The sequence below is a fragment of the Sphingopyxis sp. genome (assembly GCF_016793825.1).
Lineage (GTDB): Bacteria > Pseudomonadota > Alphaproteobacteria > Sphingomonadales > Sphingomonadaceae > Sphingopyxis.
The window spans coordinates 141,609-158,388 of record NZ_JAEULM010000052.1 but is presented as its reverse complement, the minus strand read 5'-3'; the positions used below and the strand labels follow the sequence as shown (position 1 = coordinate 158,388).

Annotated in this window: 9 protein-coding genes and 1 pseudogene; 5 read left to right on the top strand and 5 right to left on the bottom strand. The window is 64.8% G+C overall.

Annotation, left to right across the window (positions count from 1 at the left end; translation table 11 throughout):
* The 5 genes from JNM03_RS18835 to JNM03_RS18815 all read right to left on the bottom strand — a co-directional run bounded on the left by JNM03_RS18835 (position 1) and on the right by JNM03_RS18815 (position 10,046).
* Positions 1 to 2,511: a TonB-dependent receptor gene (locus JNM03_RS18835; protein ID WP_294039026.1), complete on the bottom strand. Its 2,511-nt coding sequence runs from the start codon at positions 2,509 to 2,511 to the stop codon at positions 1 to 3.
* A 148-nt stretch (positions 2,512 to 2,659) separates the two neighbouring features.
* Positions 2,660 to 4,255, bottom strand: coding sequence for a tetratricopeptide repeat-containing sulfotransferase family protein (locus JNM03_RS18830; protein WP_294039024.1), 1,596 nt, complete (start codon positions 4,253 to 4,255; stop codon positions 2,660 to 2,662).
* Positions 4,256 to 4,257: 2 nt separating this feature from the next.
* Positions 4,258 to 5,859 (bottom strand): thioredoxin domain-containing protein, encoded by a 1,602-nt coding sequence (locus tag JNM03_RS18825; RefSeq protein ID WP_294039023.1) that lies wholly within the window; start codon positions 5,857 to 5,859, stop codon positions 4,258 to 4,260.
* A 56-nt stretch (positions 5,860 to 5,915) separates the two neighbouring features.
* Entirely contained in the window at positions 5,916 to 7,319 is a 1,404-nt protein-coding gene (locus tag JNM03_RS18820; protein WP_294039081.1) for a M48 family metalloprotease, read from the bottom strand.
* A gap of 117 nt (positions 7,320 to 7,436) precedes the next feature.
* On the bottom strand, positions 7,437 to 10,046 hold the full coding sequence (locus tag JNM03_RS18815) for a ribonuclease E/G (protein WP_294039021.1): 2,610 nt from the start codon (positions 10,044 to 10,046) through the stop codon (positions 7,437 to 7,439).
* Between JNM03_RS18815 and JNM03_RS18810 the strand changes: the two genes are divergently transcribed.
* The 5 genes and pseudogenes from JNM03_RS18810 to JNM03_RS18790 all read left to right on the top strand — a co-directional run bounded on the left by JNM03_RS18810 (position 10,033) and on the right by JNM03_RS18790 (position 16,704).
* The gene (locus JNM03_RS18810) at positions 10,033 to 10,350 is read left to right on the top strand and encodes a hypothetical protein (protein WP_294039019.1); all 318 of its coding nucleotides are present in this window, start codon (positions 10,033 to 10,035) and stop codon (positions 10,348 to 10,350) included. The two genes, JNM03_RS18815 and JNM03_RS18810, sit on opposite strands and share 14 nt — an antisense overlap.
* 504 nt (positions 10,351 to 10,854) lie before the next feature.
* Positions 10,855 to 11,658 (top strand): annotated as a pseudogene (locus JNM03_RS18805) (N-acetylmuramoyl-L-alanine amidase); the annotation flags it as partial.
* 45 nt (positions 11,659 to 11,703) lie between these two features.
* The gene (locus tag JNM03_RS18800) at positions 11,704 to 12,957 is read left to right on the top strand and encodes a D-arabinono-1,4-lactone oxidase (protein ID WP_294039014.1); all 1,254 of its coding nucleotides are present in this window, start codon (positions 11,704 to 11,706) and stop codon (positions 12,955 to 12,957) included.
* Complete coding sequence (locus JNM03_RS18795; RefSeq protein ID WP_294039012.1) at positions 12,954 to 14,099, top strand: DSD1 family PLP-dependent enzyme; 1,146 nt, start codon at positions 12,954 to 12,956, stop codon at positions 14,097 to 14,099. Before JNM03_RS18800 ends, JNM03_RS18795 begins: the two co-directional genes overlap by 4 nt.
* Positions 14,100 to 14,187: 88 nt before the next feature.
* Entirely contained in the window at positions 14,188 to 16,704 is a 2,517-nt protein-coding gene (locus JNM03_RS18790) for a transglycosylase domain-containing protein (protein ID WP_294039010.1), read from the top strand.
* Positions 16,705 to 16,780: the final 76 nt, after the last annotated feature.

Below are 16,780 nucleotides of genomic sequence, written 5' to 3'. Positions count from 1 at the left end.
TCAGAACTTGGCGCCGAGCCGCGCTCCGATAGTCTGGGGCGTGTTGACCAATATCTGCACGCGGTCATTGCACTGCCCGCAGTTCGAGAAACGCGAGAGTTCGGCGCGTTCGTCGAAGGCGTTCTGCAGGAAGAGTTCGAAGCTGTAATTGTTCCAGTCGAACCCGAGCGCGAAATCGACCGTCGTCGATCCCTTGATCCGTCCAAGGTCGTCCGCGACATCGACACGGATGTCGGGGGTTGCCGAACTGCGGTGTGCGATCACCGATTGCAGATGCATCTCGCCGGGGCCAAGGGGGAACTGGTACCGTACCGTCGCATTGCCGTTGAATTTGGGCGTCACCGGCAGTCGCGTGCCCTTGTCCGCTGCAATCGAATTGTCCGGATCGGCGGTGCATTGATACGTCGGATCGTCGATCGCGCAGAGATTGTTCCGGGTCTTGGCATCGGTATAGGACGCCGCCGCCGAAATCGTCAGCCCGTCGGTCGGACGAATGTTGACGTCCGCTTCGATCCCCTTGATCCGTGCGTTCGGGCCGTTGTGGATCTCGGTAAAGCTGTTGAGGCCGAGGAACGAGAACTGGAAGCGCTTCCAGTCCTGCATATAGATCGCCGCGTTGAGCCGGACCATGCCGTCGGCCAGCGTCGTCTTGATCCCCAATTCATAGTTGGTGAGGAAGTCGGCGGCATAAGGCGCGATCGTCGCGCGCCGGTTGATGCCGCCCGGACGGAAACCGCGCGACCAGGTTGCGTAGGTCAGGACGTCCTCGCTGGGCTTCCAGGTCAGGTTCAGGCGATGCGTGAAGCCCGTGTCCTTGGTCCGTTTCGGGACCAGTTTGCCACCAACGAAATCGGCGAGGTTGGTGCAGGGACCGCCGGGCACCGCAGCCGGGAGCAGCGTGCCGCCCGGATTGTTCCGGAACAGCTCGCCGGTGGTCGTATAGCATCCCGCGACCCCGGTCTGCGAGCTGCCGGCGCCGTTGAAGGGCGCATTGGGCGGGTCGCCGGCGGGATTGCGGCCGAAACCGAAGAAACCGACCAGGCTGTTGTCATATTTATAATAGCGGCCGCCGCCGGTCAGCGTCACGGTCGGCGTGATGTCGAAGCTTGCTTCGCCGAACGCCGCATAATCCTTGTCGATGCGCTTTTGCTCGGTCAGCCACAGCGTGCCGGGGTGGCCGTTGACCGACAGGGCATCGGCGAGACCGGGAATTTGGTAATCCTGATGGATCTGGTTGCTCTGGCGCTGGTAGAAGAGCCCGGCAACGACGCGAAAGCGTTCGTCCTGCGGCGATGCGATCCGCAGTTCCTGGCTCATCTTGCGGAAATGGTCGGTGCCGATGATGAACTGGCGCGGATCGATCGTGTTGCCCGCATTGTCCTGAAGGTAGAAATAATTCGCGAGGCCACCCTGCGCCTCGTAAATCTGGTCGTAAGCCTCTGCATAATCGGTATAATCGTTGATCTGATAGGCTTTGCGGTCGAGATAGGCGCCCGCATAGGTCAGATCGAAATTGCCGATCTTGCCCTCGACCGTCAGCGCGGCCTGGATGAACTTGTCGGTGCGCATGTCCGGATAGAAGCGCTGGGTCTGGAGATCGCCGACCTTCGGATCCTGCGCGAAGGTGCCATGGCTTTTCTGCTTCTGGTACAGCACGGTCGGCGTGACCGTCCAATTGTCGTCGAGATCGACTTTCAGCGCGGCGCGGCCGCCATAGATTTCGGCATCGTTGAAATTCTTTTTGACGAAGCCGGCATTGTTGACCGAGACGCCATTCCGAATGCAGCCGTCGATATCGTCGTTCTCGTCGCGCGTGGGGGTGCCGCAGAAAGTCCGCGTCCCAGGCACATTGTCGATGTAGCCCGCATCCTTCTGATACCAGCCGACGAAGCGCGCCGCCGCCATGTCGCTGATCGGCGTGTTGATCATGCCTTCCAGCCGACCGCCCATGCCGCCATGCTTGACGCTGTTGAGCTCGCCATCGATGCGGCCTTCGAACCCGGCGGTGCTCGGCTTGTTGGTGATGATGCGGATCGTGCCGGCCTGCGACGAGGCGCCGTACAGCGTGCCTTGCGGCCCCGCGAGCGATTCGATGCGCGCGATGTCGTAGACATGGACGTCGAGGGTGCCGCCGATGGTGGTGACCGGTTGCTCGTCGAGATAGACGCCGACGCTGGGCAGCGACCCCGAATGGTTGCCATCGCCGCCGCTCGCGACGCCGCGCATATAGACGGTGGTAACGCCGGGCTGGCTCGACTGGAACGAGACGCTGGGAAGAAGTTTCGAGAAATCCTGGAAATTCGCGACATTCAGCTGATCGAGCTTGCGGGTCCCGAGCGCCTGGATGCTGATCGGAACATCCTGAAGATTTTCCTCGCGCTTTTGCGCGGTGACGACGATTTCGTCATCCCTTGCGTTCGCGGCTTCCTGGGCCAGCGCGGCTCCCGAAGTCAGGACCGTCGAAGAAAGCGAAGCGAGAAGCAGCGCTCGGCGTGAAAATCGGACCCGCATGAAGACCCCCCTTTATCATCTGTCGCCGTCGTCGCGGCGCTGTGAACAAGGTGTGGCACGTTTCGGGCCTTCGTCAATCGGGACCCGCGCGATCAGCGGCTCTCCGCCGCAGTTTCGCGGCAAGTATGACAAAATTGCAACATTCGGATCAGGGGCGCGCGGGATATTGCGTCAGGGCGGGGCCCAAAGCCTCGACGAGCGGTTGCAACCAGGGCTCCATCGCGCGCCATTGGCCCACGCCATCGCGATTGATCGGCCGGCGCACCTGTTCGGAACTGGCGGTACGGACTGCACGGTCGTTGGCGTGAAAATCGAGGCAGGCCTGTTCGAACGGCAGGCCAAGATACGCGAGCATGGCCCGGATCTCGGTCTCCAGGTCCTCGATCACCCGTTCGTGGAAGACGCGGTGAACATGGCCCGGCAGGACGGTGTCGAAATGATCCATCAGATCGACATAATCAGCGTAATAGCGCCCCATGTCGGAGAGGCTGTAGCTGAACGCCTGCCCGCGCGCGAAATGCTGTTTGAAGTTGGAGAAGCAGCAATCCATCGGATGGCGCCGCGCGTCGATGATGCGCGCCTGCGGCAGGATCAGGCGGATAAACCCGACGTGCAGCCAGTTGTTGGGCAACTTGTCGATGTAGAAGGGCTTGTCGCTTTTGCGCTGGACCTGCGTGTCGCGCAGATATTGCTCGCCAAGTTCGCGCACTTCGGCGGCAGAAAGGCTGGCGATGCCGCCCTTGGACCGCACTTTTGCGTATAGCTTGGGAATGTCGGGCAATTCCATCGTGCCTTCAATCAGCGAATGGCTCGACAGGATCTGCTCGATCAGCGTCGATCCCGCGCGCGGCATTCCGACGATGAATATGGGATCGGGAACATGGGCGCCATGGCCGGCGCGCGTCGCGAAAAAATCGGGCGTGTAGAGCGACCGGGCGTGATCGACCGCCGCGCGCGTCTGGTCCGCGTCATAGTCGAGCAGCGCCTTTCGCAGCGCATTGCCCCGATCATAATGCGAAAAGGCGGTTTCGGCCTGCCGCCGGTCCTCGTGCGCCTTGCCGAGCGCGAAATGCAGGTGGAAGCGATCTTCGGCCGAGATATCGCTGCGGTCGATCGCCGCCTGCATCGCCGACAGGTCGTCGTCGGCGAATTGCAGCGTTTTCAGGTTCGCCAGACTCCACCACACTTCGCCGAGCGCGGGGTTGAGGTCGAGCGCCTTGCGGTAGGCGGCGACGGCATCGGCCTGGCGGCCGACGGTTTTCAGCATATGACCATAGGACATCCAGATTTTCGGCTGCTTGCCAAAGCTCTGGAGCACCTGTTCGTACAGTTCGAGCGCTTCGTCGAATTCGCCGACCCTGCCCAGCGCCGCAGCTTTCAGATTGGCATTGGTCAGGTTGCCGGGGTCGGCCTGTTGCAGCTTGTCCAGCTCGTCTATGGCTTCGCCCGACCGGCCCTGACGATGCAGAACGGTCGCGAGGTTGGATCGCGCCGCGAGGAAGTCGGGCGCGAGGTCCAGTGCGCGGCGAAGCAGCGCCTCGGCATCGCGATAGCGTTCGATCCGCGCCGCCAGCTCGGCGAGCATGCGGATCGCGGCCACGTCGAACGGATCGCGCTTCAGATGCGCTTTCAGTACGGGCTCGGCGTCGTGCAGTCGCCCCTCGAACAGGGCGAGTGCGGCCGCCATCAGTTCGGGGTTCCGAAGTCCCCTCTGGACCGCCGCCTGGGCCGGGTCGAGCCCCATCCTCAGCTTTTCTTCCGCGCCTTGGCAATCGCCTGACGCAGCGCGTCGTACCCCACCTGCCCCTGGAACAGCTGGTCGCCCACGACCCAGGTCGGGGTCGCATTCAATTGCAGTTCGGTCGCGAGCGCAAGGTTCGAGTCGACCTCTCGCTGGAACAGGGCTTCGTTCGCGGTCGCATCGGCGCTGCCGTCGGTGACGACGCCCGCGCGTTCGGCCGCTGCGGCGATCGCCGAGGGGTCGAGCGAACTCGCCGCGAACATCGCGTGATGGAAGGCATCATATTTGCCTTGCCGCGCGGCAGCGAGCGCCATCATTGCGGCGTCGCGGCTTTGCGGCGAAATGATCGGCAATTCGCGGAACACGACCTTGAGGCGCTTGTCTTCGCGGATCAGCCGATCGACGTCGGGCACGCTGGCGCGGCAGAAACCGCAGGCGTAGTCGGTGAAGACGACCAATGTCACATCGCCGTCGGCGTTGCCTGCCCACGCGCCGGCGTAGGGCTTTTCGAGCGCGGGTCGCACGCGATCGACGGCCTTTGCCATTTCCTTGTTCCGCTGCGCCTCGAAGGCTTCGGGAATGATTTCAGGATGCGCGCGGATATAGTCGGCGACAATCGTCTCCACCTCGCCCTTGCTCATGCCGCCACCAAAGCGGCCGCCAAGCCAGAAGGCCGTGCCGAGCAGCAGGACGACGCCGAGCGCGATCGCCCAGAGCGGTGCGGGCAGGACGCCCGACGAGGCAGGCGCTCGCGGCGCGCTCGCGGGGCGATGCGGCATGCGGTCGTCGTCGGCGGGACCCGAAACCGAGGGGGGTGGCGTTGCGCTTGCGGCCTTGGCCTTCGCAGGTTTGGCGGCCGGGGTCGGGGCGAGAGCCGCAGTGGCGGGTGGTTCGCTCGCGAACAGCGGCAGGTCGGGTGTCGCGGTGCCGGGGTCGGCGTTGCCGACCGCCGCCTCTTCGCGCGCCAGTAGCTGATCGAGCCCCGAAGGCGGAGGCGCCAGGTCCTGACGCGCCGCGGGGCGCAGCTTGGTCGCGGCCTCGCCGATGCTGTCGCGAATGCTTTCGGTGCCGGCCCTTGCCGCATGGCCGATGCCGGCGCGCGTCTTGCCGGCAACCTCGCCAAGCCCGCGGCCCGCGTCGCTTGACAGTTTCGAGACCTTGTCGCCAAGCGCCATCTTGTCCCACGCCTCGCCCGTCGCCCGGGTGGCGGCGCGTCCTGCCTTGGCCGATTCCCGGCCGACGGCGTGCGCGGCGCGGGCGGTCAGGGCGCCGGTCTTGCGCGCGACGCTACGGGCGCGGCGCGGAATTTCCATCGCTTCGATGCGCGCGGGGATATCGGCGCGTTCGCCGACATCGATCGTCCAGTCGGCAAAGACTTCGGCTCCCGCCCGTAGTCGATCCAGAAGGCTGACTGCTCCCGCCCTGATGACCTCTGGCTTGACGAGCGGTTCGCGCGGCCTGTCCGCCGCCTTGTACCGCGCGAGATCGATGCCGACCGGCGGTTCTTCCTGCGGCTTTGCCAGCCCCTCGTCGCGCGCCGGCGCGCGGGGCGCTCCGGCCGCATCGCGTAACCACGGCTGGTAATAATCGTCTTTCTTGTCTGTCACTTATCGCCCTTGCCCATCGCTTGCGAGCGATGCGTCCCTTGCTTCATCAGGTGAATCTAGCGCCGTTTGCGCTCGCGTTCCACCTCGGCGCGCGCCACCAGCGCGATATCCTGGGCCCGTATCCAGTCGGGCGTTCCCTCCGGAAGACCTTGCATCGCCGTTTCGGCATTACGCAGCGCGAGACCCGACTGTCCACCCTCAAGGCTGTAACGTTCGGCTGAGGCGAGCGCGGCGCGCGCCTGATCGCCCTTGTTCGCATAGACGATGCCGAGTTGGTACCAGGCGAATGGATTCTCGTTGTCGAGCGCGACCGCGGTCTTCAGGACCTTTTCGGCTTCGACGAAATTGGCCTGATCCTCGGTCGCGATCAGCGCATGGCCGAGCGTCGCGGCAATCAACGGCTGCGACCGCGATTTGGCGACCGCCTCGCGCAGCGGCGGAATCGCTTCCGCCGGCCGCCCCGATTCGAGCAGCACCTGACCTTCGAGTTCCAGGAAATAGGGATCGTGGGGATCGGATTTGAGCAGTTCCTGGACTTCGCCGAGCGCCTTTTCGGGATAGGCGCTCTTATGCCAGGCGTAGGCGCGGGCGTAGCGTGCCGGGATGCTCGTGTCGCTTTCGGGATATTTGCGCAGGGTGCGCGCCGGGTCGGCGATATAGCCCGACAATTTGGCCTTGATGCGCTGGAAGCGCGCCTCGATCGCCGGGTCGGCCGGCTTGTCCCACGCGGGATCGATCACATAGACTTCACGGAGCGACTGGATGCGATCGCCCGACATCGGGTGCGTGCGGCCATAAGCCTGATCGTCGTCCTGTTTGACGCCATAGCGAAATTCGAGATTCTGGAGCTTCTTGAAGAAGGCCAGGCTGCCGCGTCCGCTGATTCCGGCTTTCGACAGATACTGGGCGCCCGCCGCGTCGGCCGTCGATTCCTGGACGCGGCTGAAGGCGAGATATTTGCCGAGCGCGGCCTGCTGGCCCGCCATCAGGATTCCCATGCCGGCGTCGCCGCCGCCCGCCGCGATCGCAGCGGCGCCGAGCAACAGGCTGAGCAGCGAAATGCCGGTTGCCGCCTTCATGCCTTCGCTGGCGCGAATGGCATGGCCGCCCATGACATGGCCAAGCTCGTGCGCGAGGACGCCCTGCACCTCTTCGGCGCTGTCGGCGGCCTCGATCAGGCCGCTGAACACATAGATATCCTGACTGCCAGCGACAAATGCATTGATGCTGCGGTCGCCGAGCAAGTGGACGCGCACCTGTCCCGGCTGAAGCCCCGCCGCAACGAGCAGCGGATCCATCATGTCCTGAAACAGCGCCTCGGTTTCGGCGTCGCGCAGGATCGATTGCGCCATCGCCGGCTGCGCCGTTATCGCGATCATGGCGACGAGGGGCAGCAGGATGCGGATAACCGCACGAAATCCGCGCGTCGGGGACGCGCTTTGCGGCGCGAAAGCTGTCATCGCCACCTGTCTTGCGCCGCGCGCCTGAACCTCGAGTGAAGCCATGGGAGGCTTATTGGGGTTCGTTGCGCGCGGACGCAAGGTCAGGATGTCGTTTCTGCGGTCAGCGGCAGTCGTTCAATTGCCGAAAGTTCGCTGCCACCAGCCGCGACGCGGTTCGCCGTCGGGGCCTTCGCCACTCTCTTCGCCATCGGCCGCAACCGTTTCGCGGTCGCTTGTCGTCGCGGCTTCGGGCGCGGCTTCGACGGCAGCGGCCTTCTTTGCCCGGCTCGCGCGCTTTTTGGGCGCGGGCTTGGCGGCTTCAGGCTCGGCTGCCGGTGCAGCCTCCACGACGGGCGCCTCGACGGCTTCCGTTTCCGCCGTTTCGGTTACAACGGCTGCCTTGGGCTTGCGCGGCGCGCGTTTGCGCTTTGGCTTTTCCTCGGCAACAGGCGCTTCTGCGTCTGCCGCGACGGGTTCCTCAACGGGTTCCGCCACCGGCGCGACGTCTTCCGCCACGGTTTCGACCTCTTCGGGCTTCTTGCGGCCCCGGCCGCCGCGACGCCGTCGCGGCTTTTCGTCGGTGGCTTCGGTTTCGGCGGCAACCGGTGCAAGAGCATCGACATCCGCGTCGTCGCCCGCCTCATCCTGAGCGGTCTCGCCTTCCTCGCCGCCCGGGGCTTCGCTGTCGGCGATTTCATTGCCTTCATCGTCGCGGCGACCGCGGCGGCCGCGACGACGACGGCGGCGGCGCTTGCGGCCTTCGCCATCTTCGCCGTCCGGACGGTCCTGACGTTCGCGGTGCGCGGGCCGTTCCTCGACCGCGTCTTCTTCGCTTTCTTCCTCGTCCTCTTCGACGAAATCCTCTTCCTCATCCTCGATCTCGACGATCGGGGCGAAGCTCCGGCGCGCTACCGGCGGCGGGCCGCCGACCTCGATCGCCATCCGCGCACCTTCGGTCTCACCATCGGGGAGGATTTCGACGTCTACGCCATAGAGTTCCTCGATCTCGCGGAGTTCGCGACGCTTTTCGTTGAGGAGGTAGAAGGTCGCTTCCTGGCTGGCGCGCAGGATGATCTTGCTGCCCTTGCCGCGCGCGGCTTCCTCTTCGATCAGGCGCAGGGCGCTGAGCCCCGCAGAACTGGCGGTGCGGACGAGGCCGGTGCCTTCGCAATGCGGGCAGGGGCGCGTCGAAGCTTCGAGCACGCCGGTGCGCAGGCGCTGGCGGCTCATCTCCATCAGGCCGAAGCCCGAGATGCGGCCGACCTGGATGCGCGCGCGGTCGTTCTTCAGCGCGTCCTTCATGGCGCGTTCGACCTTGCGGACGTTCGAGCCATGATCCATGTCGATGAAGTCGATCACGACCAGCCCGGCCATGTCGCGCAGGCGGAGCTGGCGGGCGATTTCATGCGCGGCTTCAAGGTTGGTGCTGAGCGCGGTCTGTTCGATATTATGCTCGCGCGTCGAACGGCCCGAGTTGATGTCGATCGACACCAAAGCCTCGGTCGGGTTGATCACCAGATAGCCGCCCGATTTCAGCTGGACGACGGGATTGAGCATCCCGGCAAGCTGATCCTCGACGCCGTAACGCTGATAGAGCGAGACCGGGTCGGCATATTGCTTCACCCGCCGCGCATGGCTGGGCATCAGCAGCTTCATGAACTGTTTCGCGGCCTTGTAGCCCTCGTCGCCCTCGACGAGCACTTCCTCGATATCCTTGTGATAGATGTCGCGGATCGCGCGTTTCACCAGATCGCTGTCCGAATGGACCAGCGCCGGCGCGCTTGATTCAAGCGTCTTTTGGCGAATCTCGTCCCACAGGCGCGCGAGATAGTCGAAGTCGCGTTTGATCTCGACCTTGGTGCGGCTCATCCCCGCGGTGCGGACGATGCAGCCCATCGTCGGCGGCAGCGCGAGTTCGTCGATCATCGCCTTCAGCTTGCGGCGATCGGCGCCGTTCGAAATCTTGCGGCTGATTCCGCCGCCGTGCATCGTATTCGGCATCAGCACGCAATAGCGGCCGGCGAGCGACAGATAGGTGGTCAGCGCGGCGCCCTTGTTGCCGCGCTCTTCCTTCACGACCTGCACCAGCATCACCTGACGGCGGCGGATGACGTCCTGAATCTTGTAGCGACGACGCAGCGACATGCGGTTTTCACCGTCTTCGTCATCGTTCCGGCGGTTGCGGCCACCCTTGCGGCCGCCCCGGCCACCCTTGTTGCCGCGACGCCGGCGGTCGCCGCGACCGTCCTTCGCCTCTTCGCCGCCTTCGTCGTCGCCCTCTTCGCTGTCGCCGCCATTGTCTTCGGCGTCGTCCCGTTCTTCGTCGTCGCTTTCCTCGCCGACGGTTTCGGGCGGACGCGGCGCGTCGCCATTGTCGTCGTCATGATATTCGACGTCGGCGACATCGCCCTCAAGCTCGTCGAGATCGTCTTCGGCGCGCTGCGCCGCGGCGGCCGCATGCTCGGCCTCCTCGCGAAGCAGGGCGTCGCGATCTTCCTTCGGAATCTGGTAGTAATCGGGATGGATTTCGCTGAACGCCAGGAAGCCGTGGCGGTTGCCGCCATATTCGACGAACGCCGCCTGCAGCGACGGTTCGACGCGGGTTACCTTGGCCAGATAGATATTGCCCTTGAGCTGCTTGTGCTCGGCGGACTCGAAATCAAACTCCTCGATGCGGTTTCCCTTGGTGACGGCGACCCGGGTCTCTTCCCGGTGCCGCGCGTCGATCAACATGCGCGTGGTCATTATTATTACTCCAGGCGCGCCGCGGCGCGCCAAACAAAAAGGCCGCGCCCGTCCCGACGGGATGGCTGCGGTCGATAAGGCTCAAAGAAAAGATGACGTTATTGCCGCGCGTGGCCTGCGTCCGGTCCTGGACGCGCATGCGGTCCCCCGCCGCGACGAATGCAGAGGCGAAAGCGCCTGCGTCGCGATCAGAAGAGGGCATGGCAAGCCTCATACGGCATCAACCTGTTTCAGGGTGATCGGAAAGGGCCGGCGACATTTCCTGGAAACGCCGCGTGGCCGCCCGATCATCCGGGTGGGCTGACGGCAGTGCGTCTTTCCCCGCATGTCCGGCACCGGGGCGGCCTTGATCCGCGATTCGCGGGATCAGGCCTTTCCCCTCAAAAGGCCGGACGATACCGGTTAGGACACCGTCAGTGTGGGGGTGCTAGCATCGGCATGACCCGACGGCAACCTCCGCCACCTAACAAAGATGGGAAGCGCGCACATTGTTGCAAGGTGGTCCGGCGAGATTCCGTGTGCGCACAAACATGTGGAATTGCCCGTTAACCTTGCCGGTTGACCGCGACTTGACGCGCCGTGGCTAACGCGGGGTTCAGTCTTCCGAGCGGCCGGAGTGTTCATGCTTTCGAATAAGCGCTGGACCATCGCTCGGCTGCCACGGCATAATCGGACCATGAGCCCGCTTTTCGTCCTGCTTGCGTTGACGTTCAATCCCGCGCCGGCGGTGGGGCATATCCCCAGGGCCGACATGGGGCCGCCCGCCGTGGGGCCGCGTACAGAGCTGCAGCCGTCGGCACGGTTCCGCGCGAAACCGCCCGGAAAGCGCTACAGCGTCACTGTCCCGATCGGCAGGCCGAAGCCCGCGCTGCCGCTCCCCGCGATCGAGGGGCCTGCCAATCCTCGACTGCCGCTTGTCGTGATCGACGCTGGGCATGGCGGGCATGACCCGGGCGCGCTGTCACCGCATAGCGGCAAGCGCGAGAAGGATATCACGCTCGCGCTCGCCAGAGCGATCCGCGACGACCTGGTCGCGTCGGGCCGCGTGCGCGTCGCGCTGACCCGCTCCGACGACCGTTTTCTGGTGCTTGAGGAGCGGTACGGCATCGCCCGGCGGTTGAAGGCCGACCTGTTCATTTCGATCCACGCCGATGCGGCGGAGAATGAAACCGCGAGCGGCGCGTCGGTCTATACCCTGTCCGAAGTCGCATCCGACCGCGAGGCGGCGCGGCTCGCGGCGCGCGAGAACAAGGCGAACATCATCAATGGCGTGGACCTTGGCGCGCATAGCAGCGACGTCTCGTCGATCCTGCTCGACCTGACGCAGCGCGAGACGATGAATGTCGCATCGGATTTCGCGCGCTTGCTTCAGCGCGAAGCGGCGGACGACGTCAAATTTCGTACCACCGCGCATCGCTTTGCCTCGTTCGTGGTGCTGAAAGCGCCCGACACGCCTTCGATCCTGTTCGAAACGGGCTTTATCTCCAACAAGGACGATGCGGAGTTTCTGGCATCGGCCGCGGGGCAGCGGAAGGTCGCGCGCGGGGTGCGAAACGCCGTGCAGGTCCATTTCGCGCGCCGGATCGCATCGGTAGCGCCTAAATCGCCTTGACCATCGACCGGTCGCCGGACAGCGTGCCGACGACGGGAGACAGGGATGGCGTGGAGCAACTGGTCGGGGAGCGTCACCGCCCCCGCCGACATCACGAGGCCGACGGGCGAGGACGAACTGGCCGCGCTGGTGCGCGGGGCGGCGAAGGTGCGCGCGACAGGGGCGGGGCACAGCTTCATGCCGCTCTGTCAGTCCGACGACCTGATTCTGGGTCTCGACCGGCTTGCGGGCGAGATGACGATCGCCGCCGATCGCCAGACCGCGCACATTCCGGCCGGTTGGAGCATCAAAAGACTGACCGCGGCGTTGTGGGACGAAGGGCTCGCGCTGGCCAACCAGGGCGATGTGAATCCGCAGTCGCTGGCCGGCGCGATGGCGACGGGCACCCACGGCACGGGTACGGACCTTGGGTCGCTGGCGACAATGGCGCGCGGATTTCGCCTGATCGGCGCTGATGGCGAAGCACGCTGGTGCAATGCCGAAGCCGAGCCCGAGCTTTATCAGGCGCAGCGGCTATCGCTTGGAATGTTCGGTATCGCGACCGAGATCGAGGTCGCCGTCGTTCCCGCATTTCATCTTGCCGAACGCATTGAAAAGCGCCGCTGGGACGAGGTGCGCGAAAGCTATGACGAGCTGGCCGGGGCGCATCGGCACATCGAATTCTGGTTCTTTCCGCACGCCGACCATGTGATCCTGAAGACGCTGGAACCCTGTGACCCGTGCGATCCGCCGCAATCGACCGCCGACATGGAAGAAACCGCCTTTCGCCGCGTCCTCGATGTCGCGGCGAGGCTGCCCTTTCTGACGCCCTGGTTGCAGCGCGGCATGATGAGGACAGGTTTCGAGGGGCATCGCCGTGGCCCCGCACATGCGATCTTTCCTTCGGATCGGACGATCCGCTTCGAGGAAATGGAATATGAAATGCCACGCGCTGTAGGGCTGGAGGCGCTTTCGGAGGTGGTCGGCTGGATCCGCAGGAAGCGGCTGCCCGTGACCTTTCCGTTCGAATATCGGACCGTCGCCGCCGACGATATCTGGATGAGTCCGATGAACGCCGGGCCTGTCGCCGCGATTTCGATGCACCAATATGCGAAAATGCCGTGGGCCGCGCATTTTTCGGCGGCGGAAGCGATCTTCCGCGCACACGGCGGCCGCCCGCACTGGGCAAAGCGCCACACGCTGACCCGCGACGATGTCGATGCGCTCTATCCGATGGCCGAACGATATCGCACCGTACGCCGCGCTGCGGACCCGCACGGCAAATTCCTCAACCCCCATCTGGAGGCCCTGTTTTCATGAGCGACGACCTGAGCCTGCATGCGCATCTGGTCGGTCGGCAGGGATCGCGCGCCGACCTCAATACGCCGGTGCTGGTGCTCGACCTCGGCGCGCTTGACCGCAATATCGCGGCAATGGCGGCATTGGCCGCGCGACATGATGTCGGTCTGCGTCCGCATGCCAAGACGCACAAGAGCGTCGATATCGGCAGACGCCAGATCGCGGCCGGTGCCAGTGGCTTGTGCTGCGCCAAGATCGGCGAAGCCGAGGCGCTTGCCGACGGCGGCATCGCAGGCATCCTCATCACCTCGCCCGTCGCCGCGCCGCAGGCGATCCAGCGGCTGGCGGCGCTCGCGAAGCGCGCCGAAGGGTTGATGGCGGTCGTCGATCATCCGGCGGTCGCCGAGCGGATCGATGCGGCGCTGGCAGCGGCGGGAGCGGTGCTGGATGTCATCATCGACATCGATCCCGGGATCGCCAGAACCGGCGTGGCATCGTCGGACGCTGCGGTCGAACTGGCCCGCAAAATCGCCGCGCTGCCTCGATTGACGCTGCGCGGCGTCCAATATTATTGCGGATCGCAGCAGCATATTGCCGACTTTGCCGAACGGCGTACGGCGATTGTCGAGCGCAGCGACCATTTGAAGAGTGTGATCGCCGCGCTGACCGGAGCGGGGTTCGCGCCCGAGATCATTACCGGATCGGGTACCGGCACGCACAGGATCGACCTGGAGCTTGGGCTGTTCACCGAACTGCAGGCGGGCAGCTATGTCTTCATGGACAAGCAATATCTCGACTGCGACCTGACCGGTGCGGGCGATGTGCCGTTCGAAACCGCGCTGGGGGTCGATACGCGCGTCGTCAGCGCCAATCATTCCGGGCTCGTCACCATCGACGCCGGCTTCAAGTCGCTCTCGACCGACGGCGGTGCCGCGGTGGTGCGGCGCGGAGCGCCCGAGACGGCTTTCTTTGCCTTCATGGGCGACGAGCATTCGGCGCTGATCGCGCCGGAGATCGGCCGGCAACTTGGGCCTGGCGACCCCGTGACGCTGACCGTGCCGCACTGCGACCCCACGGTGAATCTCTATGATCATTATCATGTCGTCGAAGGCGACACGTTGGTGGCAATCTGGCCGGTCAGCGCGCGGGGCCGGGCGCGATAGTCCCGCTGCGGCGAGAAGAAGGGGAGATGTGCGGTCAGCCGCAACCATGCTTCCCTTTCCGCCGCGCAGGCTTTAGAGGCTTGCCCATATGGCCTCCGACACCGTGTCCCATCTTCGCCTGCGCCTGCGCCGCGACAGCAATGCCGTCATCGCCTGGTTTCGCGAGATGTGGACGCGGCGGTGGTTCCGCCGGCTGAGCTATCTTGCCGGTGCCGGGCTGCTTGGTCTTGTCCTTCTGTGGATCGTTTTCGCGCGCAACCTGCCGTCGGTCGACCAACTGCGCGATTACGAGCCGCCGCTTCCGACCATGGTTCGCGACGCCGAGGGCAGGCCTGTCCACAGCTATGCGCGCGAACGGCGGGTGCAACTGGAATATAGCGAATATCCGCAGTTGCTTGTCCGCGCCTATCTTGCGGCGGAGGATCGGACCTTCTTCGAACATGGCGGGATCGACTATCCCGGCATCGTCAGCGCGATTATCACCAATCTGACGAACAGCGGGCGGCCGATCGGCGCTTCGACGATCACGCAGCAGGTCGCGAAGAACCTGCTGCTGACCAACGAGGTCAGTTACACGCGCAAGATTCGCGAAGCGATTCTTGCCAAGCGTATCGAGGCGGCGCTGAGCAAGGAGCAGATTCTCGAGCTGTACCTCAACGAGATTCCGCTCGGCCGTCGCAGCTTTGGCGTGCAGGCGGCGGCGCGCGCCTATTTCGACAAGGATGTCGATCAGCTTGCGCTGCACGAAATGGCCTTCCTCGCGATCCTGCCCAAGGCGCCCGAAACCTATGGCCGCGCGCGCAACGCCGCCAAGGCCATGGGGCGCCGCAATTTCGTGCTATCGGAAATGTTCCGCAACGGCTGGATAACGGCCGCGCAGCGCGACGCCGCGCAGGCGATGCCGCTTGGCCTCACCAACAGCGGCAACACCGCCGTCGCGCAGGCCGGCGGCTATTATATGGAAGAGGTGCGGCGGCAACTGATCGGCCAGTTCGGCGAAAGCCCGGAAGATGGTCCGCTGTCGGTCTATGGTGGCGGGCTTTGGGTCCGTACGGCCTACGACCCGACGATGCAGGCGGCGGCGACCACAGCGCTGCGCAAGGGTCTTCAGCGCTATGACGCGGGCAAGGGCTGGTCGGGGCCGATCGCGCGGATCGATGTCGACGACCAGTGGCAGAGCCGCCTCGCGTCGAGCTTCATCGGCATCGACTATGACAATTGGCGGGTCGCCGCCGTGCTGTCGAAAAGCCCCGCCGAGGCGCGAATCGGCTTTGCCAGCGGCGAAACCGGCCGCCTTCCCGCGGGCGCCGCGGCGCTGGGCTATCGCAAGACCGGCGGTAGTGCCTTTTCGGCGATGCGCCCCGGCGACCTGATCGCGGTCAAGGCGACCGCGCCGGGTCTCTATACGCTGAAGAACATCCCCGAGGTGTCAGGCGGTATGGTCGTCGAAAGCCCGCATTCGGGTCGCATCTATGCGATGCAGGGCGGCTTCGATGTCAAATTGTCGCCGTTCAACCGTGCGACGCAGGCCGAACGCCAGCCGGGATCGACGATCAAGCCCTTCGTGTATGCGACCGCGCTCGACAACGGCATGACCCCTGCGACGATGATCGTCGACGGGCCCTTTTGCGTTTATCAGGGTGCGCGCTTCGGCAACAAATGCTTCCGCAACTTCGGCGGGTCGGGCGGGTCTGGCGAGCATACGATGCGCTGGGGCCTCGAGCAGTCGCGCAACCTGATGACGGTGCGCACCGCCAGCCAGATCGGCATGGAACCGATTGTCGAGACGATCCAGACGATGGGGATCGGCAAGCACGAACCCTATCTGTCGACCGCGCTTGGCGCCGGATCGACGACGGTCGAGAAGATGACCAACGCCTTTTCGATGCTCGCCAATCACGGCCGCGAGTTGAAACCGCGGCTGATCGATTATGCACAGGATCGCCGCGGCAAGGTTATTTTCCCAAAGAACTGGAAGCCGTGCAACGGCTGCAACATGCGGGATTGGGACGGCAAGCCGATGCCGCGCTTTACGCCTACCGGCAAGCAGTTGATGGATCCGATGACCGCCTATCAGGTGGTTCACATGCTCGAAGGCGTGGTGCAGCGCGGCACGGCGGTACGCCTCCGCGATCTTGGCGTGCCGTTGTTCGGCAAGACCGGGACGACCACCGGCCCGAATGACGTCTGGTTCGTCGGCGGATCGCCCGACGTCGTGGCCGGCGTCTATATCGGTTTCGACAAGCCGCGCAGTCTGGGCGGCTATGCCCAGGGCGGCAGCTTCGCGGCGCCGATATTCAAGGATTTCTTCCTCGCCGCGTTGACCGACGCGCCGCCGGTGCCCTTCACGGCGCCCAAGGGTATCCGCATGGTCCGCATCGACCGCCAGTCGGGTCGCCGCGTTTATGGAAGCTGGCCGGGCACCGATCCCAAGGCGGCGATCATCTGGGAGGCTTTCAAGCCCGAAAGCGAACCGCGCCGGACGATCCGCGAAGAAGAAATCAAGCCGATCAAGACGCCGAAGGCCGCGACCGGTCCCGCCAAGAAGGGCGCGACGGGGCGTAGCGACAGCGACTTCCTGGACGACCGCGGCGGCATCATCTGACGCCGACAATCTGATGCTTGTCACCGGCGCGCCAGTCTTTATGGCCGGTGGCCAATCGAATTTCAGGAGCTAAGAC